This is a genomic window from Embleya sp. NPDC059237, assembly GCF_042754105.1.
GTDB lineage: Bacteria > Actinomycetota > Actinomycetes > Streptomycetales > Streptomycetaceae > Embleya.
In genome coordinates, this window is the sequence record NZ_JBHZAE010000002.1 from 791762 (window position 1) to 816656 (window position 24895).

Here is a 24895-nt window from a genome sequence, read left to right on the forward strand (position 1 = left end):
CGTGCGTGAATGTTCGGCCGGCCGCGCAGGCCGACCGAAGGTGCGACGGGAGCAGGCGGAGACCGCCGCCGCTCCCGTCGGATGGGATCTACGACTCGCGACGCGTGGGCATCGCGAACGGCCGGAAACGGCGCGGGCCGTAGAGCTTGCCGAGCAGTTCGTCCAACTCGCCGAGCAACTTCCACGCGTCGTGCGGACGGCGTGCCGGGGCGGGCAGCGAGCAGCCCCGGGCGAAGCGCAACAGCGGCTTGGGCGCGTCCGGCGCGAGCAGGCCGGTGACACAGCGGGTCGCCATGTAGACGTCCGCGGCGGTCTCCGGCGGTTGCTTGGCCGGGATCTCCGGCGGGTACAGGTCGGCGTGCCGGTCGATCATCGCGGGCACGTGTTCGACCGCCTTCGCCCGCAGGATCGCCTCCGGTCGGGCCGGGTCGGCCGGGCCGTCGAGCAGCACCGAGTAGCACCAGTCGACCAGGACCAGGCCGTGCTCGCGCGGGTGGATCAGCACGTGGTCGGGGGTGATCGCGCCGTGGACCACACCCGCGCGGTGCGCGTATCCGATCGCGACCAGCAGCCGGCGCCACATCCAGGCCACGTCTCGCGCGTCCAGGCCGTCCGGGTATGCCTCGCGCACCTCGGCCAACGACCGGAAGCCGCGCACCCGTTCGATCACGTTGGCGCGCCGCTCGGTACCGGACGCGGCGTCGCGATGCCGGAACGTCTCGATCAGCCGCGGTACGTAGTTCGCGTATTCCGGGTCGCCCTCGCGCGCGATCCGCTCCAGGGCGGTGGCCTCGCGCTCCATCAGGTCGTTGTCGGTGACCGCGCGCGGCAGCTTGAGCAACGCCCGCGCCTCGCCGTCGTCCTCGGCCCGGTAGTTGACCTTGTAGAGCGTGGCGATGTCGCCGCTCGCCCGCTCGCCGCCGACCGAGTAGACCCGGCGCTTGGTGGTGATCACCACCTGACGGCCGGTCACCCCGGTGATGTCCTGCTGATACCGGTTCCACGACTCGCCGAGCCGGGTGAACGCGGCGGCGGCCTCGGCGCGGCGGTCGGCCGGCGCGGTGTCCGGGTGGAGCAGGCGCGCGAGCAGCCGATAGGTGCGGTTGCCCGCCCGCAGACAGGCCTCCGGCGTGCCGTCGTAGGGCCCGAAGACACCCTGCGGGTCCGGCGCGCCGGTCAGCAGATCGAGCGCGTCGTCGAAGGTGGTGGGGCCGGTCGTGGTGGTGCCGGGCGTCCTGGTCATCGGGAGTCCTCCTCCGGGGACGGGCGCAGCAGCGCCGGGTGCAGCAGACGTGCGGGGCCCGCGCGGTACAGCCGGGCGCGGCGCCCGCCGCGCGCGCCGCCACGGGCGGTGGTGGCGCCGGTGTCCCGGACGAAGCCGGGTACCGAGAGCACCTTGCGGTGGAAGTTGCCGGCGTGCATCGGCCGGCCCCACACCGCCTGGTAGACCTCGCGCAGTTCGGTGACGGTGAACTCCTCGCCCGCGAACGCGGTGGCCAGCGGCGAGTATTCGAGCTTGGCGCGGGCGCGTTCCAGGCCGTCGGCGAGGATGCGCGCGTGGTCGAAGGCCAGTTCGGCCGGGTCGACGTCGGCGACGGGCACCCACTGCGCGTGGGCGGCGTCGCCGCCGGCGGTCGGGTCGGGCAGGTCCGGGGCGAAGGCGAGGTGGGCGACCGAGACGATCCGCATCCTCGGGTCGCGCCCGGGCGTGCCGTAGGTGCCCAGCTGTTCGAGGTGGAGCCGGTCGAGCCGGGTGCCGGCGGCGAGCCCGGTCTCCTCGGCGAGTTCGCGCTCGGCGGCCTCGGCGAGGTCCTCCTCGTGTCGGGTCCCGTCCGGGTCGATCACCGGGCGGACGAAGCCGCCGGGCAGTGCGAGGCGGCCCGCGAACGGCATCTCGCCGCGCCGAACCAGGAGCACGTGCAGCGCCTTGGCGGCGCTCTCGGATCCCTCACCGGCTCCCCCGCAGGCCCCCGGCTCCGCCCCCGCCTCCGCGTCGCCCTCCGGATCGACCGACGCCCCGACCGGCGGGCCGAGTTGACGGATCGTCAGCGCGACGATGTCGACGGTCACCGCGATCGGCTCGAAGGCCCTGGGGTCGTAGGACGCGAGCCAGTCGCGTTCGGTGGTGGCGGCGTCGGCCATATCGCGAATCCCTCCCATGCGCTCATGGCGATGCACGTCCGACGCAGCCCTGTCGGTTCACGTTCCCGACACCGACTCGACGGTTGTTCTCCGATTGAGATCTTCTTAACCTGAGAACAACATACACGGCCGGATCCGAACCGGCGAGGGGGTTATCCCTCGAAGAGTCCCCTCCCTCTGGTAGGCATGGGCGATCCACTCGCCGCCCGCGTGCGGGCCACCGGCGGCGGCCCCGAACACCCGAGCAGATGCGGAGCAGGTGGCATGTCCGATATGACCGATCCCGACATGAACGCCGTCGTGGGTGAGCAGGACCTACTGCTCGTCACGCTCGACGCGCTGCGGTACGACGTGGCCGTCGAGCTCGCGGCGGCCGGCCGGCTGCCCAACCTCGCGCGGGTCCTGCCCGAGGGCGGCTGGCAGCGCCGGCAGACCCCCGCGCGGCTCGCCTTCGCCGCGCACACCGCGTTCCTCGCGGGCTACCTGCCCACCCCGGACGGACCCGGGCCACACCCGCGCCTGTTCGCCTCCCGCCTCGGCGACACCGAGACGACCGGCCCGCACACCTGGCTGTTCGACACCCCGGACCTGCCCAGCGCGCTGACCAAGGCCGGTTACCACACCGCGTGCATCGGTGGGGTCGGCTGCTTCGACAAGCAGGGCGCGCTCGACTCGGTGCTGCCCGCGATGTTCGCCGAGAGCCACTGGGACCCCGAACTCGGCGTCACCTCACCGATCTCCTTCGAGGCCCAGGTCGCCCGGGCCGAACTGGTGGTCGGCGGCCTGGACCCCGATCGCCGGTTGTTCCTGCTCGTCGACGTCGCCGCCGTGCACCACCCGAACTGGTTCCACACCCCCGGCGCCACCGCCGCCGACGGCGACACCCGCGACACCCACGCGGCGGCGCTGGAATACGTGGACCGGCACATCGGCCGGCTGTTTCGCGCGATGAGCTGCCGCCGGCCGTGCTTCGCGATCGTCACCAGCGACCACGGCACGGCCTACGACGAGGTCGCGCAAGCCGCCGGCGAGGTGGTCTGGACGGTGCCCTACGCGCACTTCACGATGAGCCCCGGCGAATGGTGAGCACCGCCCCGGGGGCCGGGCGCGAGCCCGGGCGCGGAACCGCTCCCGGGCCGGGCCGGCGACCCGAACGGATCAAGTTGGCAGACCGAACGCAGATCCGGTAAGTTTTCGCCGCGCAGGCCCCAATAGCTCAGTCGGTAGAGCGTCTCCATGGTAAGGAGAAGGTCTACGGTTCGATTCCGTATTGGGGCTCCAGGCAGACGAGAGGCCCCCGGTTCGCCGGGGGCCTCTCGTATTTCGCCGGGGGCTTCCCGTCTTTCGGCCGCCCACCCCTCGGGACGCGGCCGAGGCGATCTTTCGCCGGACTTTCGCCCCGCGCGCGGCTCAGCCGAATCGCGCCGTCAACCGCGCGTCCAGGCCCGCGAGATGTTCCCGGCCGTACGGGCCGTCCTCCAGGCCCGTCAGCAGCTCGCGCGGCAGGTCCTGGGCGTATTCCGCCGAGCAACTAGCCGCCGCCAGCGCGATGGTGGCCACCGTGTCCACGTCGCCGGTGTACGCGACGCACGCGCGCAGGAGCGCGGCCGTGCCGGTGTGCGCGGCGAGCGCGGTGACCGCCGCGCGGGTGCTGTCCATCCCGGCCGAGCCGACCTTGCCGCGCCACGGCTCGGTCCACACCGTCGGGCCGGTGGACGCGGGCAGGCTCGCCGCCAGCCATGCCGGCAGCTCGGCGACCGGGCCGAGCCCGTACCGGCAGTAGTGCACCGCCAGCGCCGCCGCCGTGGCCGAGGTCATCCCGCCGAGCGTGCGGTGGGTGATCCGGGCCTGGAGCGCCGCCGTGCGCCGCACCTCGTCCCGGTCCGGGAGCAGCCCGATCACGCCCGCCCGCATCGCCGCGCCGCTCTTGTCGCTCTCCGGCCGCAGCACCTCCAGAAGCCGTGTGCCGTCCGCGACTTCCTCGAGTACGCCCCGGAACCCCCGCGCGTATCCGGCGCGCGGATCCCGCTTGTACGCCCGCACGAACAGCTCCGCCAGGGCCGGGATTCCGCGATCGTCGCCGAGCAACCACTCGGCGACCGCGATACTCATCTGCGTGTCGTCCGTATATCGACCCGGCAGCACGTCACGATGACGGGGATGCTGCACATAACCGGCGAGTGTGTTGCCTCGCGTGACGAACGAGCGCTCCGCGTACTCGAACCCGGCGCCGTACGCGTCGCCCACCGCCAACTCGACCATCATCGGGACCACATCCTCTCTCCGGACGGGTCGCCGAACGCCGGTCGCGGCGGCGCCCCGACTCGCCGACGCGAGCCGGTAGAGCGTACCGTTACCCGGGGGCGACAACCTGATGGTCCGTCAGTCATCGCGTCGGGCGCCCTGCGTGCGCCGGAGCACGAGGGCGTACGCCACAATTCGGTACGGACCCGCGCGCACCACCTGTCCCTCTCCGGAGTGATGCTCCTCGCGCCGTGTCCAACTGCAAGACGTTTCCGCGCCGCGGCGGATACCGTCAACGATGATCACGCGATCGTCGGGACGTGCCGGACGTACCATCCGGCTCGTCCGAACGGGTGATAACGGGTGATGTGGCTCGTTCACACGGCCGCTGGGGATTGTGGCCGGCTCGTCCGAGAGGCGACCGCACCGACATTGCGCGGTGGCGGATCGCCCCCGAGGAGGAAAGGTGGGGCGGTGGATCGACCATCGTGGGCGCCGGGCATGTGGCTCCAGGCGTGCCGGGGAGCCGGCCGGCGCGCCCGGACCACCGTGGGGAGCAGAGCGTGAGCGGCGGAACGGACGACGCGCGCTTCGACGAGGCCGAGGGGTCGCTGAGCCGCTTCGCCCGGGACTGGGCCCGCACCATCGAGGGCACCAGCTTCGTCCCGTTGAGCGGAGCCGAGATCGAGGAGTACCTGCGCGGGCAGGCCGAGCGTCTCGCCCACGCGCTGCGTTCCGAGCCGTTCGACCCCGCGATCGCGCGCGAGGTCGGCGCGTCGCTGGTCGGGCAACACTTCACCGGCAGCGGGACGCTGGAGCGCACGCTGGGCCTGGTCGGCCCCTGGTGGCCCGTGTTGCGCGCCAAGGCCGCCGCCCAGGGCCACGATCCCGACGTCTGGCTGGAGCGCGTCTCCGCGCTCACCGGGGCGCTCGCGGCGGGCTACGCGGAGGCGCTGCGGCGGCGCACGCTGGACGAGCAGGAGGCCATCCACGCCGCCGTCCTGGTCGCGCGGGACAACGCCGAACACGCGCTGCACACGAGCGAGGCGCGCTTTCGGGCGGTTTTCGACCAGGCCGCGATCGGCATCGGGATCGGCGACGTCGACGGCAACGTGATCGACGTCAACCAGGCGATGACGACCATGTTCGCGGCCAGCGTCGAGGAGATGTGCAAGCGGCAGGTCCGCGACTTCATGCACGCCGGCGACACCGACCACATGTGGAAGCTCTACGACGAGTTGGTCACCGGCGAGCGTGATCACTTCGCGCTGGAGAAGCAGTTCGAGAACGCCGACGGCGAGACGTTGTGGACACACCTGTCGCTCTCCCTGGTCCGCGACTCCAAGGGCAACCCCGAGTACCAGGTCTGCATGCTGGAGGACGTCACCGACCGCCACCGCCTGCACACCCGACTGCGCCACCAGGCGATGCACGACCAACTCACCGGGCTGCCCAACCGCGCGCTGTTCGTCGAACGACTGACCGCGGCCTTCGAACACCCGGGCCCGGGCGATCGGGTCGGCCTGTGCTACCTGGACCTGGACGGGTTCAAGGTGGTCAACGACAGTCTCGGGCACGACGTGGGCGACCAGTTGCTGGTCGCGGTCGCCCGGCGGCTGAGCCGGTACGCGGGCCAGGCCGGGCATCTGATGGCGCGGATGGGCGGCGACGAGTTCGTCATCCTGGTCGAGCACTCCACCGGGACCGGCCAGGTGGTGGCGCTCGCCGACGGCGTATTCGCCGCGCTGCGCGAGCCGTTCCGGATCCGCGGCCACGATCTGACCGTCACCGCGAGCATCGGCATCGTCGAGCGGCCGGTGGCCGGCACCAGCCCGGCGGACACGCTGCGGGCGGCCGACATAACGCTGTACTGGGCCAAGTCCGACGGCCGCGGCCGGTGGACGGTGTTCGACACCGACCGCAACGACCGCGAGGTGGCCCGCTACACGCTGTCCGCGGAGATGCCCGCCGCGCTGCATCACGGCGAGTTCTACGTCGACTACCAGCCCTTGGTGTCCCTCGCCGACGGCGGCGTGCTGGGCGTCGAGGCGCTGGTGCGCTGGCGCCATCCGCGCAACGGCCTGGTCGGACCGGACCGCTTCATCGGCCTGGCCGAGGAGACCGGCCTGATCGTGCCGCTGGGCATGCACGTGCTGGAACAGGCCTGCCGCGAGGCACGCCGCTGGCAGGACCTGGAGCCGGACAGCGCACCGTTCATCAGCGTCAACCTGGCCGAACGCCAGTGCCGCGAACCGGGCCTGGTCCGGCAGGTGGAGCGGGTACTGGCCGAGACCGGCCTGGATCCGGGCCGGCTGCAATTCGAGCTGACCGAGAGTCAGATCATGTCCACCGACGGTGGTCCGTTGGAACGGCTGCGCGAACTGGCCGCGATGGGCATCCGGATCGCGATCGACGACTTCGGCACCGGCTACTCGAACCTGGCCTATCTGCGCCGACTGCCGGTGTGCGAACTCAAGATCGCGGGCTCGTTCGTCGAGGGCCTGCGCCAGCCCGGCGACTCGGACCCGGTGGACGGGCGGATCGTGGCCTCGCTGGTCGAGCTGGCGCACGCGATCGGGCTCACCGTGACGGCCGAGGGCATCGAGACGGCGGTCCAGGCGGAGCGGCTGCGGGCGATCGGGTGCGACGCGGGGCAGGGGTGGTACTTCTCCCGCCCGGGCCCGCCGGACCGCATCGAGGGCATGCTGGCGGGGGTCAAGGAGCCCGGTTGAGGGGTGCGGCGGCCGAATGCCGGCCGTCATACCCGTAATACCTCCGAGCCAGTCGCGAGGGCGGCTCCGCGGCGGGATGCGCGCCGGTGGGGGCGGTGCGTAGCTTCGGTGCCGGGGCCGGGTCGGGCATCGACCCGCCCGGACGGCGGAGGTACGGCGTGCCTAGGGTTGATCCTGTGCGGGAGGGCAGCGGGGGCCGATTCGGCGCGGCACTGGGCACACTGACCCGTACGCTCCGTGACGACCTGTGGACGGCGCGGCCCGATCCGCTGCCGCCCGGTTGGCGCGACTGGCAGCCGGCGATGGTGCTGCTGGTCGCCTTCGCGGTGTTCCCGACCGGGATCCTCGGCATCAACCAGGCCATCTGGCAGTACGGCCTGGGTCAGGGGCCCGGCGTGGTGCTGGGCGCGATTCCGCCGCTGGCGGTGGTGTACGCGGTGCGACGGCCGCTGCCGGCGTGGTGGGCGGTGACGGTGGCGATGGTCCTGGTCGCGGTGCTCGCGAAGCCGCACGGGCCGCAGATGTATCCGTGGACCGGCAGCGGCCTCGCGCTGCACGCCGCGGCGTTGTTCATCCTGGCGCTGCGGATGCGGCCGCGGATCGCGGCCGAGGCGCTGGGGATCAGCGTCCTGGTGGGCGCGGTGTGCACGGTGGCCGCGGCGCCGGTGCACAACCCCGATCTGTATCAGGCCACGCTGATCTTCTGCGTCACGGTGCTGGTCGGCGCCGCACTGCGCGCGCGGGGGGTGGCCCGGAACCAGTTGCTGGCGCAGACCGAACTCACCGCCGAGGAACGGTCCAGGCGCACCCTCCTCGAGGAACGCACCCGGATCGCCCGCGAGTTGCACGACGTGGTCGCCCACCACATGTCGGTGATCTCGATCCAGGCGCAGGTCGCGCCGCACCTGGTGGACAACCCGTCCGACGCGCTGCGCGAGAACCTGATCGGCATCCGGGCGAACGCGGTGGACGCGCTCGCCGAACTGCGCCGGGTGCTGGGAGTGTTGCGCTCCGAGGACGACCTGTCGACCGCGATGCGGCACGTCCCGCAGCCGACCCTGGACCGGCTGGACGAGTTGGTCGACAACGTACGTGGTGCCGGCGTCGAGGTCGACACCCGGATCACCGGGGAGCGTCGGGCGTTGTCGCCGGGGGTCGAGTTGTCCGCGTTCCGGATCGTGCAGGAGGCGCTCAGCAATGTGCTGCGGCACGCGCCCGGGGCGGCGATCCGGGTGGAGGTGGGGTATCAGGCCACGGGGTTGGCACTGCGGGTGGCCAATACGGCGCCGCCGACGACGGGGGGCGTCGCCGGGACCGCCGGGGCGGGGACAGCAGGTGGCGGGCACGGGTTGCTGGGCATGCGGGAGCGGGTGGCCATGCTGGGGGGCGAGTTCGCCGGCGGGCCGATTCCCGGCGGCGGTTACGAGGTGGTGGCGCGGCTGCCGCTGGGGAGTGATTCGTGAGGGGGAACGGTTCGTGACCGTGCGGGTGTTGATCGCGGACGACCAGGTGATGGTCCGGCAGGGGTTCACCGTGCTGCTGAACGCCGAGCCCGACATCGAAGTGGTCGGCCAGGCGGTGGACGGCCTCGACGCGGTCGCGATGGTCGCCGAACTGGCCCCCGACGTGGTGCTGATGGACATCCGGATGCCGCGCCTGGGCGGCATCGAGGCGACCCGCCGCATCACCGGCCCCGCCGACGCCGCGGCCAAGGTCCTCGTACTGACCACCTTCGACTTGGACGAGTACGTGTACGAGGCGCTGCGCGCCGGCGCGTCCGGCTTCCTGCTCAAGGACGCCTCGGCCGAGGAACTGGCGCACGCGGTACGGGTGGTGGCCGCGGGCGACGCGCTGTTGGCGCCCAACCTCACCAAACGCCTGATCGGCGAGTACGCCCGCCTGGCCGGCGCCCCGAAGCTTCCCGTCAAGGGCCGGCTCGGCGACCTGACCGAACGCGAGACCGAAGTCCTGTCCCTGATCGCCCAGGGCCTGTCCAACGCCGAGATCGCCGCCGGCCTGGTGGTGGCGGAACAGACGGTGAAGACCCACGTGGGCCGGATCCTCGTCAAGCTGTCCCTGCGCGATCGCACCCAGGCGGCGGTGTACGCGTACGAATCCGGCCTGATCCGCCCGACGGGATACTGAGCCCATACGCGACGCGACGCGGGCTTGGCCGGTCACGACGCAAGCTCGGTCGAGCGCAGCACGGGCCCGGTCGGGGGGCGGCGCGGCGCGAACGCAGTCGGGCGCGGTCACCGGCGGGCACGGGCACCGGCGGACGCAGGCACCGGCGGGCGCGGGAACGGGCGGACGCGGACACCGGCAGGCGCAATCACCGGCAGGCGCGGGTGCGGTGGGACTCGGGTGGGGTGGGCGTGTCGGTTGGGGGCGTTAGCGTCTCGGGGCGAACCGCGAGTCTTGGGAGACACGATGGCCCCGCCGCCCCGCCGACTGCCCGGCATCGCGCTGCCCCGCAGGCCGCACGACGCACAGCCGGCGCCCCGCCCCGCGCTGCCCGCCAATCCGGCCGCCGCGGCCTGGTCCGCGCTCCGGGCCCGCGAGGCGCGTACGGCCCGCGAGACGCAGGCTCCACACGACGCAACGGCGGTCCGCACGGACGTCTCCGCCCCCGTCGCCCCACCCCCGAGGCGCACTCCCGCGCCCTCCGGGCCCCGCCGCGGGCCGGCCCGAGTGCTCCGGGACGCGGACCGGGTGGTGTTGCAGGAGGCCGCCGACCACTGGGGCGAGGTGGTCTCCGCCACCGGCGGGGCGGATCGGGAGGCGGCCGAGCGGGCGATCCGGGCGGTGTATCGGGCCGCCGGGATGGCGGAGCCCGAGCGGGTGGTCTGGTACGACTCGCCACTCACGGCGGCGGTCGCGGCGGCGGTGGCCTCCGGTACGTGCCGGCCGGCGGATCTGGCCGCCACGCGGTTGTCGGTGAAGGTGCCCGGCCGGCCCGGTCGGCCCGTCCAGGAGCGGTTGTGGAGCGGGCCGTGGCAGGCCGCCAAGGCCGGGGCAAGCGCGGCGCTCGGCGCGGCCGGTTGGCAACTCGCCTGGAACGAGGGCGCGTCACGGCTGTGGGAACCCACCCGCGAGCTGACCGAGCGGATCCGCGAGGCCGTACACGCCGGCGTCGGCGCGACGGACCCCTCGGTACGCACCCCCACCAGGCGCGCCGCCTCCGTCCCGGGCCGATGGGATGTCGCCGACAAGGTCCGCGCGACCACGTACAGCGCCCTCGGCGGCCAGTTCGACGGGGCCTGGCTTGCGGTGTTCGACGGACTGCGCAGGTGTTTCCCCGAGTTCGACTTCCCCGTCGTGGCCGAACTGGGCGAGGTGGCCCGCCACGTCGGCTGGTGGTGGCCCTACGAGCGGGTCGCCCTCGTCAGCGAACGGCCCATCGTCATGCACCGTGACGACCACTCCCGGCTGCACCACGGCGACGGCCCCGCGCTCACCTACGCCGACGGCTTCGCGCTGCACGCGTGGCGCGGGATGCCCGTGCCGGCCGACTTCGTCGGTGGCCTGGGTCCCGGCGGCAGCAGGCTGACCGCACGGGCCATCCGGCACGAACACAACGCCGAACTGCGCCGGGTGATGCTGGAGATCTACGGCTACGACCGCTATCTGCGCGAGGTGGGCGCGCAGCCGCTCGACCGGGACGAGACCGGCGTGTTGTGGGAGATCGACCTCGACGACGACGAGCCGATCGTGATGGTCGAGGTGCGCAACTCCACGCCCGAGCCCGACGGCAGCGTCCGCACCTACTGGTTGCGGGTGCCACCCGACACCGAGACCGCCCGCGCGGGCGTGGCCTGGACGTTCGGCCTGGGCCCGGACGACTACCGCCCGCTGCGCGAGACCTGACGGCCGATCGGCCTCAGTGCGGGATCGCCCGCCTGGGCCGGGTCGACGGCAACTCGTCGCGGAACTCCGCTATGCGCGACGAGACCTCCCAGATGTTGCGGGTGCTCTCCAACCGGTCGAGATAGAGCGAACGTTCGGCCAGACCGACGAGGTCGACAGTGAAGTAGACGCTCATCAGCGGGTTGATGAACAGCTCGCTGTTCCCGGTGCGTTCGGTGAAGTGCGCGTCGCCGAACCGACCGGTCAGCGCGGCGCCCACCGACCCCTGCACGATGCTCGGGCGGCGCGGGGTGACCCGATTCGCGTAGGCCACCGCGTCCAGGAACAGCGTGCCCTCCCGCGACTCGCGCGGGATGGACAGCGCGCCGAGATAGTGGCCCGACCGGCTGAGCGCGGCCAGGTTCTCCAACACCTGCGCGTGGCAGATCCCGTGGTAGGCGTCGATCCCGAACCCGAGCGAGGCCACCAACCGGACCGGTACGTCCACTCCGACCACCGCGGCCAGGCTGGTCATGTCCTCCTCCGGCGTGCCGAGGGACGCCTCGTCGCCGCGCATCAGGATGTCGGTCCCGCCGTCGACCAACACGATCGCGTCGATGTCCAAGTCGTGGACCAGGCGCCGGTACAGCGCCCGCAGCGGCTTCGCCCCGGTCTTGGCGAAGGCGTACACCGTGTCCGGGAAACCGTTGCGCGACAACCACATCGCCAGCGCCCGCTCCGGGAAGTAGTCGTCGTTCCCGGGGGTATCCGACCGCACCGCCGCCAGGCCCGGCGTCACCCGTACCGAGGACGGCAGGTGATCCACCGTCACGAACGACAGATTGGCGAAGTGCACCCGCTTGCCCAGATCCGTCAACGCGATGCCGAGCGGCAGCCCGGCAAACACGTCGAAGCCACCGCCCGCCCCGGCGATCAACACCGAGCGAGCATCGCGGAGGCGGGCGAAGAGCGGAGGTTCGGCAAGTGTGAACACGGCCGGACCGTACCAAGGTGATCACCACGAAAGTCAACACATTTGAGCCATACCGCAAGGGTCCCGGAGCGCCCCCGACCGGACGCGGACGCGGGTGTGCTCGGCGCCGAGGCTCGGCGCCGCCGCGGCGGCCGCTATCGCGTCGGTGGTACCGGGACGGCGGAGGAGCGAAAGCCGCACTCGCCGCACTGGAACAGGTCCGGACCCTCCGCGTGCCAGTCGTGCGGCGTGGCGTCCCAGTGTTCGAAGGAGTTCTTCCAGTCCTTCCGGGGCGGCCTGCTCTTTCGCGGAGGGTCGTTTTCCTGCGCCATGATCGCGCCTCCCTTCGAAGGTTCCGGTCCGTGTCGATACCTACCCACACGGAGCGTATTCGACCTCGGTCAGGGAGTGAGGGCGGCCATCCGCAATTCCACGACCAGCGTGTCGATCGCCGCCCGGTCCGGGCGGTCGGGGAGCACCGAGGCCACGGCGTCGAGGCCGGCCTTCTCGTGTTCGAAGCGCGCGGCGAACGCGGTCGGGTCCTCGACGGCCAGCCGGCCCGCGGCGAACAGGTCCTCGCGCTGCGCGCTCACATCCAGGATCAACTCGCCTGTGGCGAGCAGGCGTTGGGCTTGGATCAGCAGGCGCAGACAGTGTCGGCCGTGTTTGGCGGTGCGTCGGGCGGTGTCCGCGGAGAAGCCGTCCTTGCCCGCCTCGTGTCGCCCGAGCAGGCGTTTGGCCTGCTGGAGCGCATAGCCGCCGTAGGCCGACCGGACGTACTCCGTGGACAGGAACTTCCCCCGCAGGGCCCGGAGTCGACGACCGGCCTCGGTCTCGACCCGATACTCCGGGAGCCACAACAGCTCGGTCACCGTCGGGTTGCACTTGAGTGCGAGCGAGCAGTACTTGCCCAGTTCGTGCATCGTCACGTCGGGCTTCGTGGTCACCCGCGAGCGGCCGGCCGCCGCCGCGCCGTCCAGGCCCAGCACCTCCCGCGAATCCGCGAGGAAGACGCCGAGCAGGTCCTCGTCGGAGGTCTCGGTGGCCAACCCGTAGGCGGTCGACCCGACTACCCCCATCAACAACGTACGCATCCCGCCGACCTCGCTTCCCCGTGACCGTCCCCCGAGCCCGCAGTATCCGACACCGCGCACCCGATGCGAATCCCGTTTTCCGGCCCGGCGACTCACCGGCATCGGCCGTCACGCTGCGAAGAAGTTTCGGGGAGCCTCGCCAATGATCTTGCCTGATACCCCCCAGGGGTATAACTTCGTCTTCGTGGCCGGCACCACCGGCCGCCGACGAAGAGACCGAACACCTCGAACAGCACGCACATCGCTCAGGGAGACCGTCATGACCGTCCACGCCCACCACGCAGCCGCCCCCGCCACCCCCGAGGGTCTTCAGGTCTCCCGCGACGGCTACACCCTGGTCCCGGTCGCCGCGCCCGCCGGCACCTTCGCGTTCCGGATCGACGGCCCCGACGGCTCCCCGGTGCGCGAGTACGTCCCGCAACACGACAAGGACCTGCACCTGATCGTGGTGCGCCGCGACCTGAGCGGCTTCCGGCACGTACACCCGGTCCTCGGCGAGGACGGCGTCTGGACCCAGGAGCTGACCCTCGACGAGGCCGGCACGTACCGGGTCTTCACCGACTTCGCCCCGGCCGCGACCGGCACCCCGCTCACCCTCGGCGTCGACATCCACGTCGCGGGCGACTTCCGGCCCGTGCCGCTGCCCGCCCCGGCCGCGACCGCCGAGGTCGACGGCTACACGGTCACCCTCGCCGGCGAACCCGCGGCCGGACAGGGCGCGCACATCACCCTCTCGGTGGCCCGGGGCGGCGTGCCCGTCACCGACCTGGAGCCCTACCTGGCCGCGTTCGGCCACCTGGTCGTGCTGCGCGACGGCGACCTCGCCTACCTGCACGTGCACCCCGGCGGCGCGCCCGGCGACGGGGTCACCCCGGCCGGTCCGGAGATCGCGTTCCACACCGAACTGCCCAGCGTCGGCACGTACCGGTTCTTCCTCGACTTCCAACACGGCGGCGTGGTCCGCACCGCCGAGTTCACCGTCGAGGCGGGCAAGCCCGCACCGCACGCCCACGCGCCGGAGCAGGCCGACCCGCACGCGGGGCACCACGGGCACCACGGCTGATCCCACCCGCCGACGCGGCCCCCATCCGGGGTCGCGTCGGCGTCGTTGTGCGCCGACCGACCCGGGTACGGCGCCGGCGCCCGCGACTCCCCCGCTGCGCTCGGGCCTTCCATAGCCAAGTGACCGGCCGTTAACATCCGGAAGCTGCCTTCGCGTCGACAGGCGAGGAGTCGAGGTCGTGCCCGTTCTGCGTTCCCGTCTCGATCCCCGGTCCGACACCTACCGGGCCAACCGCACCGCACAACTGGCCGCCCTCGCGGCGCTGCACGAACAACTGGACCTGGCCCGGGCCGGCGGCGGCGAACGCTACGTCGAACGACATCGGGCCCGCGGGCGCCTGACCGCCCGTCAGCGCATCGAGTTGCTGCTCGACCGGGACGCGCCCTTCCTGGAGTTGTCCTCCCTGGCCGCGTGGGGCACCGACTTCACCGTGGGCGCCGGCGTGGTCACCGGTATCGGTCCGGTCTCCGGCGTGGAGTGTGTGCTGATCGCCAACGATCCGACCGTGCGCGGCGGTTCCGTCAATCCGTACTCCCTGCGCAAGAATCTGCGCGCGCTGGAGATCGCCCGCCGCAACCGACTCCCCGTGGTCAACCTCGTCGAGTCCGGGGGCGCGGATCTGCCCACCCAGGCCGAGCTGTTCGTGCCCGGCGGCCGGGTCTTCCACGACCTGACCGAGCTGTCCGCGCTCGGGATCCCCACCATCGCCCTCGTGTTCGGCAACTCGACCGCCGGCGGCGCCTACATCCCGGGCCTGTGCGACCACGCGGTCCTGGTGGCCGGCCAGGCCAAGGTCTTCCTCGGTGGGCCACCGCTGGTCCGGATGGCCACCGGCGAGGAGGCGGACGACGAGGAGTTGGGCGGCGCCGCGATGCACGCGCGCGTGTCCGGACTCGCCGACCACTACGCCGTCGACGAGTACGACTGCCTGCGGATCGGGCGGCGCATCGTGGCCGACCTGAACTGGCGCAAGCACGGTCCGGGTCCGAGCCGACCGCCCGACGAGCCGCTGTACGACATCGACGAGGTGCTCGGCCTGGTGCCGACGGACCTGCGCGTCCCGTTCGATCCGCGCGAGGTGCTGGCCCGGGTGGTGGACGGGTCGCGGTTCGACGAGTACAAGTCCGAGCACGGCACCAGCCTGGTCACCGGCTGGGCCTCGGTGCACGGCTTCCCGGTCGGGGTGCTGGCCAACGCGCGCGGGGTGCTGTTCGGCGAGGAGTCCAGGAAGGCCGCCGAGTTCATCCAACTCGCCAACTGCGCGCACACCCCGCTGCTGTTCCTCCAGAACACCACCGGCTACATGGTCGGCACCGCGTACGAACAGGGCGGCATCGTCAAGGACGGCGCCAAGATGATCAACGCGGTGACCAACTCCACCGTCCCGCACCTCACCCTCAACATCGGCGCGTCTTTCGGCGCGGGCAACTACGGGATGTCCGGACGTGCCTTCGATCCCCGCCTGCTGTTCGCGTGGCCGACCGCCAAACTCGCGGTGATGGGCGCCGCGCAACTGGCGGGCGTGTTGTCCATCGTCGGCCGCCAGGCCGCCGCCGCTCGTGGGATCGCCTTCGACGAGAACGTGGACGAACTGCGGCGCGCCGCGATCGAGGCGCAGATCGAGCGCGAATCGCACGCCTTCTTCGTCACCGCGCGGCTCTACGACGACGGGGTGATCGATCCCCGCGACACCCGCAACGTGCTCGGCATCGCGCTGTCCGCCGCGCATTCGGCCCCGGTCGCGGGTACCACCGGCTACGGGGTCTTCCGCATGTAGGCCCGACCTCCGCCGGGGCCGCACCCGCCACCGCACCTGCCCCCGCGACCACCCCCACCGGCCACCCGCACACCGAGGGGATCGTATGCCGCTCATCCGCAGGCTGTTGATCGCCAACCGCGGCGAGATCGCGGTCCGGATCGCCCGCACCGCACACGCGATGGGGATCGACACCGTGGCCGTGTACGCCGATCCCGACGTCGACTCCCCGCACGTCGCGGCGGCGGACGAGGCGGTCCGGCTGCCGGGCGCGGCGGCCACGGACACCTACCTGCGCGGCGACCTGCTGATCGAGGCGGCCCGGACCACCGGCGCCGACACGATCCATCCCGGCTACGGATTCCTGTCCGAGAACGCCGACTTCGCCCGCCGAACGGCGGAGGCGGGGCTGCTCTTCGTCGGCCCGGCCCCCGAGACCATCGCCGCGATGGGCGACAAACTCGCCGCGAAGGACCTCCTCGGCCGCGCCGGCGTCCCGGTCCTGCCGGGCGGCGTCGTGGCCCCCGAGTCCGCGCCCGAATCCGTGCACGAACTGGCCGCCCGCATCGGCTTCCCCCTCCTCGTCAAGGCCGCGTTCGGCGGCGGCGGTCGGGGCATGCGCGTGGTCCGCGCCCCGGACGAACTGCCCGCCGCCGTCGCCGCCGCCCGTCGCGAGGCCGCCGCCGCGTTCGGCGACGACACCGTGTTCCTGGAGCAACTGGTCGTGAATCCACGGCACGTCGAGGTGCAGATCCTCGGCGACACGCACGGTCGGGTGATCGCCCTGTTCGAGCGGGACTGCTCGATCCAGCGCCGACACCAGAAGCTGATCGAGGAGAGCCCCGCGCCGGGCATCGACCCCGGATTGCGCGCCGAGTTGTGCGCGGCGGCGGTCACCGCCGGTCGCGCGATCGGCTATCTCGGCGCGGGCACCGTCGAGTTCGTCCTCGACCGCGCCGGCGCCTTCCACCTCCTGGAGGTGAACACCAGACTCCAGGTCGAGCACCCGGTCACCGAACTGACCACGGGCCTGGACCTGGTCCGCCTGCAACTCCTGGTGGCCCAGGGCCACGCGCTGCCCGCGAAGGCGCACTCCGCCGGGCACGCGATCGAGGCCCGGCTGTACGCGGAGGACCCGATCCGGGACTACGCCCCCTCGGTCGGCACCCTGCACCGGTTCGAACTCCCCGAGTCCGAGCGGGACGGAATCCGGGTGGACGCCGGGGTGGTGACGGGCAGCCGGATCGGCGCGCACTACGACGCGCTCCTGGCCAAGGTGATCGCGTATGCGCCGACCCGCGAGGAGGCGTGTCGCAAACTCGCCCGCGCACTGGCCCGGGCCCGGGTGCACGGCGTACGCACCAACCGCGACCTGCTCGTCGGCGTGCTGCGCTCGGCCGAATTCACCGCCGGCGCCGTGGACACCGGCTTCCTGGATCGGCATGCCGCCGCCGACCTGTGTGCCGCCGACCCCTCGGCGACGCCCGTGCACGCCGCCGCCGCAGCGCTCGCCGGACAGGCCGAACGCCGTTCCCGGGCAAGCGTGTTGACGAGCATCCCGAGCGGCTGGCGCAATGTCCGCGACGCCGACCAGCAGGTGACCTACACATCCGACCCGGACACCCGGACCACCGTGTCCTACCGCGTCCCGGACCACGTCGCGATCGACGGAAAACCCCTGCCTGGCCTGGTGATCCACGCCGCGCACGCCGATCGGGTCGACCTGACCGCCGACGGCGTCCGGCGAACCGTACACGTGCACCGGGTCGGCGACACGGTGTACCTGGACAGCCCGCTCGGCGCGAGCGTGCTGACCGAACTCCCGCGCCTGCCCGAGCCGGTGCCGGCCGAGACCGCACCGGCCGGGTCACTGCTCGCGCCGATGCCCGGCACGGTGGTGCGGGTCGCGGTCGCCGTGGGCCAACGGGTGACGGCCGGGCAACTCGTCCTGGCCGTGGAGGCGATGAAGATGGAGCACGAGGTGACCGCCCCGTACCCGGGCGTGGTATCCCACCTGCCGGTCGGCACGGGCGAAGCGGTGGACACCGGCGCGGTGTTGGCGGTCGTCCGCGCCGCGGATGGCGAGGAGTCGGGGCTCACCACGAAGCCGGCCGACCCACCCGTCGATCCACCCGCCGATCCACCCGCCGAGACACCGGAGGAGGCGGTCGGATGAGCCGGACCGACAGCCGCCCGATCCGGATCGCCAACTGCTCCGGCTTCTACGGCGATCGCCTCTCCGCCGCGCACGAGATGGTCGAGGGCGGCCCGATCGACGTGCTGACCGGCGACTACCTGGCCGAACTGACCATGTCCATCCTGTGGAAGGCCCGCGCCAAGGACCCGAGCGCCGGCTACGCGCGCACCTTCGTAACCCAACTCGAACAGGTCATGGGCACGTGCCTGGACCGGGGCATCCGGGTGGTCTCCAACGCGGGCGGCCTCAACCCCGCCGGCCTGGCCGAGCGACTGCACGCGAGCGCGCAACGCCTGGGCCTGGCCCCGAAGATCGCGTACATCACCGGCGACGACGTACTGGACCGGATCGACGCCGGCCCGCGCACCGTGACGGCCAACGCCTACCTCGGCGGCTGGGGCATCGCCGAGGCGCTGGCCGAGGGCGCCGACATCGTGGTCTGCCCGCGCGTGACCGACGCGTCCCTGGTGGTCGGCCCCGCCGCGTGGTGGCACGGCTGGCGACGCACCGACCACGACCGCATCGCCGGCGCGATCGTCGCGGGCCACGTGATCGAGTGCGGCCCGCAGGCCACCGGCGGCAACTACCCCTTCCTCGGCGAACCCACACGACGGCAACGCCCGGGCCGGACCGCCGACTTCGCCCTGGACAGCCGCCGACCCGGCTTCCCGATCGCCGAGGTGGCCGCCGACGGCTCGTCGGTGATCACCAAACACCGCGGCACCGGCGGCACCGTCTCGATCGGCACGGTCACCGCCCAACTCCTGTACGAGATCGGCGGCCCCGCCTACGCCAACCCCGACGCGGTGGCCTGCTTCGACACCATCCGGATAGGTCCGGCCGGCCCCGACCGGGTCCGAATCCAGGGCGTCCGGGGCCTGCCGCCACCACCCACCCTCAAGGTCGGCGTCAACGAACTCGGCGGCTACCGCAACACCATGACGATGGTGCTCACCGGCCTCGACATCGAGGCCAAGGCCGCGCACGCCGAGCGCATGTTGTTCGACGCACTCGGCGGCCGGGACCGCTTCGCCGAGGTGGACGTGCGGCTGATCCGCTACGACCGCCCCGACGCGCCGACCAACGAGCAGGCCGGCGCACACCTGCGGATCACCGTCAAGGACCCGGACCCGACCAGGGTCGGCCGCGCCTTCTCCGGCGCGGTCGTCGAACTGGCCCTGGCCGGCTACCCCGGCTTCCACACCACCACCCCGCCCACGGCCGAGACCGCCTACGCCGTCTTCCGCGCCGCGTGGATCCCGGCGGGCGAGGTCGCGCACACCGTGGTGCTCCCCGACGGCACCGCCCGCCCGATCCCGCCGCCGGAGTTGACCGCCGCGCTGCCCCACGGCTGCCCGGACCCCCTACCTCCCCCACGCCTCGACCCGCCGGGCCGACCCGCCCGCCCGCCGACCCCCACCCGCCGAGCCCCCCTGGGCCTGGTCTGCGGCGCCCGCTCCGGCGACAAGGGCGGCGACGCCAACCTCGGCCTGTGGACGCGCGACGACGCGTCGTATCGCTGGCTGCGCGTACATCTGACCGTCGATCGGCTGCGCGAGCTGCTGCCGGAGGCGGCCGACCTGCCGATCGAACGCCACGTGTTCGACAACCTGCGCGCGGTGAATTTCGTGATCACCGGCCTGCTCGGTGAGGGCGTCGGCTCCTCGACCCGACCCGATCCGCAGGCCAAGGGCCTGGGCGAGTACGTGCGGTCCCGCCATACCGACATCCCCACGACGCTGCTGGACGGGTGATCCATGCGCTTTGCCGAAAACCGCGACGAAACCCGCGACGAAGGCTTCGACCCGAGCATCGACGAGAGCGACGAACACCGGGCCCTACGCGCCGCCGTGGGTGCCATCACCGACGGATTCGGCCCCGGCTACTTCGCCGAGCACAGCCGCGAGCGCCGCCCCACCACCGAGTTGTGGCGGGAACTGGGCCGGCACGGCTACATCGGCGTCAACCTGCCCGAGGAATACGGCGGCGGCGGTGGCGGTCTGGTCGAGTTGACCATCGTCTGCGAGGAGGTCGCCGCGCACGGCTGCCCGCTGCTGCTGCTCCTGGTGTCCGGGGCGATCGCCGGCGAGGTGCTGACCCGCTTCGGCACTGCCGGGCAACAGGCCGCGTGGTTGCCGGGCCTGGCCGCCGGCACCCACAAGATCGTGTTCGCGATCACCGAACCGGAGGCCGGTTCCAACACCCATCGACTGTCCACCACGGCCCGCCGCGACGGCGAGGGTTGGTTGCTGCGTGGCACCAAGCAGTTCATCTCCGGAGTCGACGAGGCCGACGCGGTCCTCGTGGTGGCCCGCACCGGCACCGACCCCGGCTCCGGGCACGGCCGGCTCTCGCTGTTCCTGGTCGACACCGCCGACCCGAGACTGACCGCGACCCCACTGGCGATCGAAGGAGCGGCCCCGGAACGCCAGTTCACCCTCTTCTTCGACGACGTACCACTGTCCGCCGACCGGCTGATCGGCACCGAGGGCGACGGGCTGCGCCAGGTCTTCCACGGCCTCAACCCCGAGCGGGTGACCGGGGCGGCACTGGGCGTGGGCATCGCGAGATACGCCCTCGCCCGCGCGGCCGACTACGCCCGGACCCGCGAGGTATGGGATCGCCCGATCGGCACCCACCAGGCGATCGCCCACCCGCTCGCCCAGGCCGCCATCGAGGTCGAGTTGGCCGCGCTGATGACCTACCGCGCGGCCCGGCTGCACGACGCGGGCGAGGCGCGGGTCAAGGCCGCCGGAGAGGCCGCCAACATGGCCAAGTACGCCGCCGCCGAGGCGGCCGTACACGCCGTCGACGCGGCAATCCAGACCCACGGCGGCAACGGGATGAGCCGCGACTACGGGCTGATCCCCCTGTGGGCGATGGCCCGCACGTTGCGGATCGCGCCGGTGAGCCGGGAGATGATCCTCAATCATGTGGCGCGGCACACACTGGGATTGCCACGTTCGTACTGATCCCCGATCGGCGGCCGGAGGAGTCGGCGCACTTGCGTGCGACTTGTGAATGACTCGGCACGGGACTCGGGATCGACGCGCCGGCAACCCGTCGGGCACAAAATAGACAGAGGCTGCACCGCTCCCGGCGCGACCGTGCGGGGCGTCGTCCGGGACCGGCGCCATCGGTCGGGCTCGGCGGAGAAGGCAGTGGGAGCGTTGGATCAAGTGCTGGCGGGACGGCCCGTCTGGGACGTGGACATCACGAGTGTGTGGTTCGTCATAGGCATGGCGGTCGCCACCGCCGGTACCGCCTTCGCCACCGTCTGGTTCTGGAACCGCCCGACGCTGCAGCGCACCCGCCGGATCTGCACGCTGTTGTTCACCCAGCTCATGGTGACCTTCACCATCCTGGCCGCGGTCAACGCGCAGATGTACTTCTACTCGACCCTGTCGGACCTGATGCACATCGCCGACGGGCCGTCCGTACCGGACGTGTCGGTGTCCACGGTGAAGGTCAAGCACCTCGATCCCAAGCCGGCCGTGCCGTTCTCCGACGACGACGGCAAGGGCCTGCCGTTCATGGTCACCAAGCCCCCGCTGACCGACCAGCCGCGCCCGCCGCATCCGCCACGGCGCGGCGCCGACCCCAAGCACGGCGTGCTGGTCAACACCAGCATCCAGGGCCCGCGCACCGGTTACAAACTGAACACCTTCGTCTATCTGCCGGCCGCCTACTTCACCCCGGACAACGCCCGGACCCGCTTCCCCGTGATCCAGCTGACCTCGGGCTTCCCCGGCACCCCGGACACCTGGCTGCGCCGGATGAAGGTGCACCAGATGCTGGCGGGCCTTATGGAGTCGGGGCGGATGCCGCCGGCGATCGTGGTGATCGCGGCACAGAACCCGATCGAGGGCCGCGACAGCGAGTGTGTGGACGCGCCCGGCGGCGCCCGCGCCGACACCTACCTCGGCCAGGACGTGCCCGACGCGATAGCGGCCAACTTCCGCACCGCGCCCGCGCCGGCGGGCTGGGGGCTGCTCGGCTACTCGACCGGCGGCTTCTGCTCGGCGAACCTGGCCCTGCGCCACCCCGACCGCTACACCGCGGCGGCCAGCCTGTCCGGCTACTTCAAAGCGATCACCGACATGACCACGGGCGATCTGTACAGGGGCGACGACGGGCTGCGCCGGGCCAACAGCCCGCAGTACACGATCGACAACCCCCGGCGGGCGCCGGTGCGGATGTATCTGTTCGCGGCCAAGGGCGAGGGCAAAACGGTGCGCGAGGCCCGCGAGTTCGCCCGCAGGTTCCGGCCCACGGACACGGTGAAGGTACAGATCGAGTCGTCCGGCGGGCACAACTTCGGCACCTGGGCCAGGGGGCTGCCCGCGGCGTTCGAGTGGCTGGGGCGCGAACTCGCGGCGGCCACCGCGCAGCAGGGCGAGGTACGCGGACCGGCCTTCACGGGCGGACGCCCGCTGCACTGAGCGGTGGCCGCCGGTCCTTCAACGCGGCTGCGTACGGTGCGAGACTTCTGCGGCGCCATCCGAACGGAAGCTCAGCAGCCCGTCGCCCGCCCGGGCGGTGGACCGCCGCACCGAGACGAGGATCGCCCATGCATCCCGGTGTCATCGCCGCCGCGCACCCCGACCGCCCCGCCGTGATCCTGGCCGGCTCCGGCCGGGTCGTCACCTACGCCGAGTTGGACGCCGAATCCAATCGTTTCGCCCACCTGATGTACGACGCCGGGCTGCGTCCCGGGGACCATCTGGCCATCGCCCTGGAGAACCATCCCCTCTATCTCGCGATCACCTGGGCCGCACAGCGCTCCGGACTGATCTACACGCCGGTGAGCGTGCGCCTGCACCCGGACGAACTCGCCTACGTGGTCGACAATTGCGGCGCCCGCGTATTCATCTGTTCGGCCGGCGTCGGCGAACTCGCGGGCGCTGTCCGGGAACGGGCGCCCCGGGTCGAGCGTTGGCTGATGCTCGACGGCGCGAGAGCCGGGTTCGAGGCGTACGAGGAGGCGGTGCGGCCGTACCCGAGCACGCCGATCGCCGTCGAACTCGAAGGCGCCGACATGCTCTACTCCTCCGGCACCACCGGCCGACCCAAGGGTGTACTGCCCCGCCGCGAGGACCATCCGCTGGGCAGTGGACCGGCCGTGACGCTCTATCAGCTGCTCGGCGCGCTGTACGGGATGGACACCTCGGGCGCCGGCGGCGACGTCTACCTGTGCCCGGCGCCGCTGTATCACGCGGCCCCGCTGCGCTACTGCATGCAGTTCCTCCGGGGCGGGCACACCGTGGTGGTGCTGGAGCGCTTCGACGCCGAGGCAGCGCTCGCGGCGATCGAGCGATACCGGGTGACGCACAGTCAGTGGGTGCCGACCATGTTCGTGCGCATGCTCAAACTGCCCGCCGAGGTGCGCGATCGCCATGATCTGTCGTCGCTGCGCTACGCGGTGCACGCGTCGGCGCCGTGTCCGCCCGAGGTCAAGGAACGCATGCTGGAGTGGTGGGGGCCGGTGTTGTACGAGTACTACGCGGGCACCGAGGCCAACGGCTACGTCGCCTGCACATCCGAGGAGTGGCTGACCCATCGCGGCACCGTGGGGCGGGCGATCCTGGGCACGCCGCACGTGTGCGACGAGCAGGGCCGCGAACTGCCGGTGGGCGAGGACGGCGTGGTCTACTTCGCCGACGGGCCGCAGTTCTCCTACCACGAGGATCCGGCCAAGACCGAGGCCGGCCGCGATCCCGGCGGCCGGGGCTGGACCACCCTCGGCGACATCGGACACCTGGACGCGGACGGTTTCCTGTACCTGACGGATCGTCAATCACACCTGATCATCAGCGGCGGGGTGAACATCTACCCGCAGGAGGTGGAGAACCTGCTCGCCCTGCATCCCGCGATCGCCGACGTCGCGGTGTTCGGCGTGCCCGACGCGGACCTGGGCGAGCAGGTCAAGGCGGTCGTGCAGCCGGCCGAAGGCGCCGCGCCCGGACCGGAGTTGGCCGAGGAACTGATCGCGTACTGCCGCGCCCGACTGGCCCACTACAAGTGCCCGCGCTCCGTCGACTTCCGTCCCACACTTCCTCGCCACCCGACCGGGAAGCTGTACAAACGTCTGCTGGTCGAGGAGTACGAGCGCTCGTGAGGGAACACCGGTAGGTTGTGCGGCCCAAGGCCCCGTGCCTGCTAATCCAATGAATCCCCGGGGGGATCGCGCACGTCATGACCATGCCGTTCCAGAACGAAACACAGCTGATCATCCGGCAGAACTTCCGCCCGATCGTGAACCAATACGTGGTGCACCTGGTCGGCCCGGACGGCAAGCACGGACCGGTGATCGCCTTCGCGCAGCAAAAGCGCGGCAAGCTCAAGGAAGAGGTGATCCTCTACACGGACGACACCAAGACCACCGAACTCGCCCGGTTCAAGGCGCGCCAAATGCTCGACATCCGGTCCCAGCACGACGTGACCGGTGTCGAGGGCAGCAACCTCGGCATGTTTGCCAAGGACTTCAAGAAGTCGCTGCTGCGTTCCACGTGGCACCTGGAACGTCCGGACGCTCCCCGGGCGACGGGGCAGGAGCGCAGCCTCACCGGGGCGATCGTGCGCCGCCTGTGGGGCCTCATACCGGTGGTCGGGGACTGGTTGCCGGCCCCGACCTACCACTTCGACTTCGTCGACGAGGGCGGCCGGCCGGTACTGACCGTCGAGCGGCAGATGAAGCTGCGCGACCAGTACCTGGTCTCGCTCCCCGACCCGACGATGGACCGCCGACTGGCGATCTGCGTCGCGGTGGCCATGGACGCCATCCAGAACCGCTGAATCGTTCCGCCGCCGGCCGGGTCCCCCAGCGACCCGGCCGGCGGCGGGCCGGT

General features: G+C 72.0%; 19 protein-coding genes and 1 tRNA gene. 14 read left to right on the top strand and 6 right to left on the bottom strand.

All coding sequences use genetic code 11. The features are described from left to right. Positions 1–88: 88 nt before the first annotated feature. Together ACFXKZ_RS10250 and ACFXKZ_RS10255 are read right to left on the bottom strand one after the other, a co-directional pair. The gene (locus ACFXKZ_RS10250; protein WP_379998513.1) at positions 89–1243 is read right to left on the bottom strand and encodes a lipopolysaccharide kinase InaA family protein; all 1155 of its coding nucleotides are present in this window, start codon (positions 1241–1243) and stop codon (positions 89–91) included. After that, positions 1240–2142 carry an NUDIX domain-containing protein gene (locus ACFXKZ_RS10255; protein WP_379998515.1) on the bottom strand — a complete coding sequence of 301 codons (903 nt, stop codon included), beginning with the start codon at positions 2140–2142 and terminating at the stop codon, positions 1240–1242. Before ACFXKZ_RS10255 ends, ACFXKZ_RS10250 begins: the two co-directional genes overlap by 4 nt. A gap of 288 nt (positions 2143–2430) precedes the next feature. Between ACFXKZ_RS10255 and ACFXKZ_RS10260 the strand changes: the two genes are divergently transcribed. Further along, a complete protein-coding gene (locus ACFXKZ_RS10260) occupies positions 2431–3228 on the top strand; it encodes an STM4013/SEN3800 family hydrolase (protein WP_379998698.1) in 798 nt (265 codons plus the stop codon). A 119-nt stretch (positions 3229–3347) separates the two neighbouring features. Next, positions 3348–3423, top strand: a tRNA-Thr gene (locus ACFXKZ_RS10265). 129 nt (positions 3424–3552) lie between these two features. On the opposite strand, the gene ACFXKZ_RS10270 is transcribed toward ACFXKZ_RS10265, so the two are convergent. Continuing rightward, on the bottom strand, positions 3553–4407 hold the full coding sequence (locus tag ACFXKZ_RS10270) for an ADP-ribosylglycohydrolase family protein (protein ID WP_379998517.1): 855 nt from the start codon (positions 4405–4407) through the stop codon (positions 3553–3555). Positions 4408–4949: 542 nt separating this feature from the next. On the opposite strand from ACFXKZ_RS10270, the gene ACFXKZ_RS10275 reads away from it, so the two are divergent. From ACFXKZ_RS10275 to ACFXKZ_RS10290, 4 genes are all read left to right on the top strand, one after another. Beyond that, positions 4950–7118, top strand: a complete 2169-nt coding sequence (locus ACFXKZ_RS10275; RefSeq protein ID WP_379998519.1) for a putative bifunctional diguanylate cyclase/phosphodiesterase — start codon at positions 4950–4952, stop codon at positions 7116–7118. Positions 7119–7294: 176 nt separating this feature from the next. Further along, the gene (locus ACFXKZ_RS10280) at positions 7295–8581 is read left to right on the top strand and encodes a sensor histidine kinase (RefSeq protein WP_379998521.1); all 1287 of its coding nucleotides are present in this window, start codon (positions 7295–7297) and stop codon (positions 8579–8581) included. A 13-nt stretch (positions 8582–8594) separates the two neighbouring features. Continuing rightward, on the top strand, positions 8595–9263 hold the full coding sequence (locus ACFXKZ_RS10285) for a response regulator (RefSeq protein ID WP_379998523.1): 669 nt from the start codon (positions 8595–8597) through the stop codon (positions 9261–9263). 285 nt (positions 9264–9548) lie between these two features. After that, positions 9549–10985, top strand: a complete 1437-nt coding sequence (locus ACFXKZ_RS10290) for a DUF6745 domain-containing protein (protein ID WP_379998525.1) — start codon at positions 9549–9551, stop codon at positions 10983–10985. A gap of 13 nt (positions 10986–10998) precedes the next feature. On the opposite strand, the gene ACFXKZ_RS10295 is transcribed toward ACFXKZ_RS10290, so the two are convergent. The 3 genes from ACFXKZ_RS10295 to ACFXKZ_RS10305 form a co-directional block, all read right to left on the bottom strand. Next, positions 10999–11958 carry a DUF1152 domain-containing protein gene (locus ACFXKZ_RS10295; RefSeq protein WP_379998527.1) on the bottom strand — a complete coding sequence of 320 codons (960 nt, stop codon included), beginning with the start codon at positions 11956–11958 and terminating at the stop codon, positions 10999–11001. A 134-nt stretch (positions 11959–12092) separates the two neighbouring features. Beyond that, complete coding sequence (locus ACFXKZ_RS10300; protein WP_379998529.1) at positions 12093–12269, bottom strand: hypothetical protein; 177 nt, start codon at positions 12267–12269, stop codon at positions 12093–12095. A gap of 69 nt (positions 12270–12338) precedes the next feature. Continuing rightward, complete coding sequence (locus ACFXKZ_RS10305) at positions 12339–13031, bottom strand: DNA polymerase beta superfamily protein (protein WP_379998531.1); 693 nt, start codon at positions 13029–13031, stop codon at positions 12339–12341. A 259-nt stretch (positions 13032–13290) separates the two neighbouring features. Here ACFXKZ_RS10305 and ACFXKZ_RS10310 point away from each other — a divergent pair, with 259 nt between their 5' ends. The 8 genes from ACFXKZ_RS10310 (at position 13291) to ACFXKZ_RS10345 (ending at position 24842) form a co-directional block, all read left to right on the top strand. Continuing rightward, positions 13291–14094: a hypothetical protein gene (locus ACFXKZ_RS10310; protein ID WP_379998533.1), complete on the top strand. Its 804-nt coding sequence runs from the start codon at positions 13291–13293 to the stop codon at positions 14092–14094. Positions 14095–14272: 178 nt separating this feature from the next. Next, positions 14273–15871, top strand: coding sequence for an acyl-CoA carboxylase subunit beta (locus ACFXKZ_RS10315; RefSeq protein ID WP_379998535.1), 1599 nt, complete (start codon positions 14273–14275; stop codon positions 15869–15871). Between the two features lie 85 nt (positions 15872–15956). After that, positions 15957–18026, top strand: coding sequence for an acetyl/propionyl/methylcrotonyl-CoA carboxylase subunit alpha (locus ACFXKZ_RS10320; protein ID WP_379998537.1), 2070 nt, complete (start codon positions 15957–15959; stop codon positions 18024–18026). Beyond that, positions 18023–19801, top strand: coding sequence for an acyclic terpene utilization AtuA family protein (locus tag ACFXKZ_RS10325; RefSeq protein WP_379998539.1), 1779 nt, complete (start codon positions 18023–18025; stop codon positions 19799–19801). Before ACFXKZ_RS10320 ends, ACFXKZ_RS10325 begins: the two co-directional genes overlap by 4 nt. Before the next feature lie 3 nt (positions 19802–19804). Further along, positions 19805–21019 (top strand): acyl-CoA dehydrogenase family protein, encoded by a 1215-nt coding sequence (locus ACFXKZ_RS10330; RefSeq protein WP_379998541.1) that lies wholly within the window; start codon positions 19805–19807, stop codon positions 21017–21019. Positions 21020–21208: 189 nt separating this feature from the next. Beyond that, the gene (locus ACFXKZ_RS10335) at positions 21209–22489 is read left to right on the top strand and encodes an alpha/beta hydrolase (RefSeq protein WP_379998543.1); all 1281 of its coding nucleotides are present in this window, start codon (positions 21209–21211) and stop codon (positions 22487–22489) included. Positions 22490–22617: 128 nt separating this feature from the next. After that, the gene (locus ACFXKZ_RS10340; RefSeq protein WP_379998545.1) at positions 22618–24165 is read left to right on the top strand and encodes an AMP-binding protein; all 1548 of its coding nucleotides are present in this window, start codon (positions 22618–22620) and stop codon (positions 24163–24165) included. A 77-nt stretch (positions 24166–24242) separates the two neighbouring features. Continuing rightward, positions 24243–24842 carry a hypothetical protein gene (locus tag ACFXKZ_RS10345; protein ID WP_379998547.1) on the top strand — a complete coding sequence of 200 codons (600 nt, stop codon included), beginning with the start codon at positions 24243–24245 and terminating at the stop codon, positions 24840–24842. The last annotated feature ends 53 nt before the right edge of the window (positions 24843–24895 follow it).

Coding starts and splice junctions, on each gene's coding strand:
- ACFXKZ_RS10250 (WP_379998513.1), bottom strand. CDS start 1,243: ATGACCAGGACGCCCGGCACCACCACGACCGGCCCCACCACCTTCGAC.
- ACFXKZ_RS10255 (WP_379998515.1), bottom strand. CDS start 2,142: ATGGCCGACGCCGCCACCACCGAACGCGACTGGCTCGCGTCCTACGAC.
- ACFXKZ_RS10325 (WP_379998539.1), top strand. CDS start 18,023: ATGAGCCGGACCGACAGCCGCCCGATCCGGATCGCCAACTGCTCCGGC.
- ACFXKZ_RS10330 (WP_379998541.1), top strand. CDS start 19,805: ATGCGCTTTGCCGAAAACCGCGACGAAACCCGCGACGAAGGCTTCGAC.
- ACFXKZ_RS10270 (WP_379998517.1), bottom strand. CDS start 4,407: ATGATGGTCGAGTTGGCGGTGGGCGACGCGTACGGCGCCGGGTTCGAG.
- ACFXKZ_RS10320 (WP_379998537.1), top strand. CDS start 15,957: ATGCCGCTCATCCGCAGGCTGTTGATCGCCAACCGCGGCGAGATCGCG.
- ACFXKZ_RS10305 (WP_379998531.1), bottom strand. CDS start 13,031: ATGCGTACGTTGTTGATGGGGGTAGTCGGGTCGACCGCCTACGGGTTG.
- ACFXKZ_RS10290 (WP_379998525.1), top strand. CDS start 9,549: ATGGCCCCGCCGCCCCGCCGACTGCCCGGCATCGCGCTGCCCCGCAGG.
- ACFXKZ_RS10345 (WP_379998547.1), top strand. CDS start 24,243: ATGACCATGCCGTTCCAGAACGAAACACAGCTGATCATCCGGCAGAAC.
- ACFXKZ_RS10340 (WP_379998545.1), top strand. CDS start 22,618: ATGCATCCCGGTGTCATCGCCGCCGCGCACCCCGACCGCCCCGCCGTG.
- ACFXKZ_RS10260 (WP_379998698.1), top strand. CDS start 2,431: ATGAACGCCGTCGTGGGTGAGCAGGACCTACTGCTCGTCACGCTCGAC.
- ACFXKZ_RS10300 (WP_379998529.1), bottom strand. CDS start 12,269: ATGGCGCAGGAAAACGACCCTCCGCGAAAGAGCAGGCCGCCCCGGAAG.
- ACFXKZ_RS10310 (WP_379998533.1), top strand. CDS start 13,291: ATGACCGTCCACGCCCACCACGCAGCCGCCCCCGCCACCCCCGAGGGT.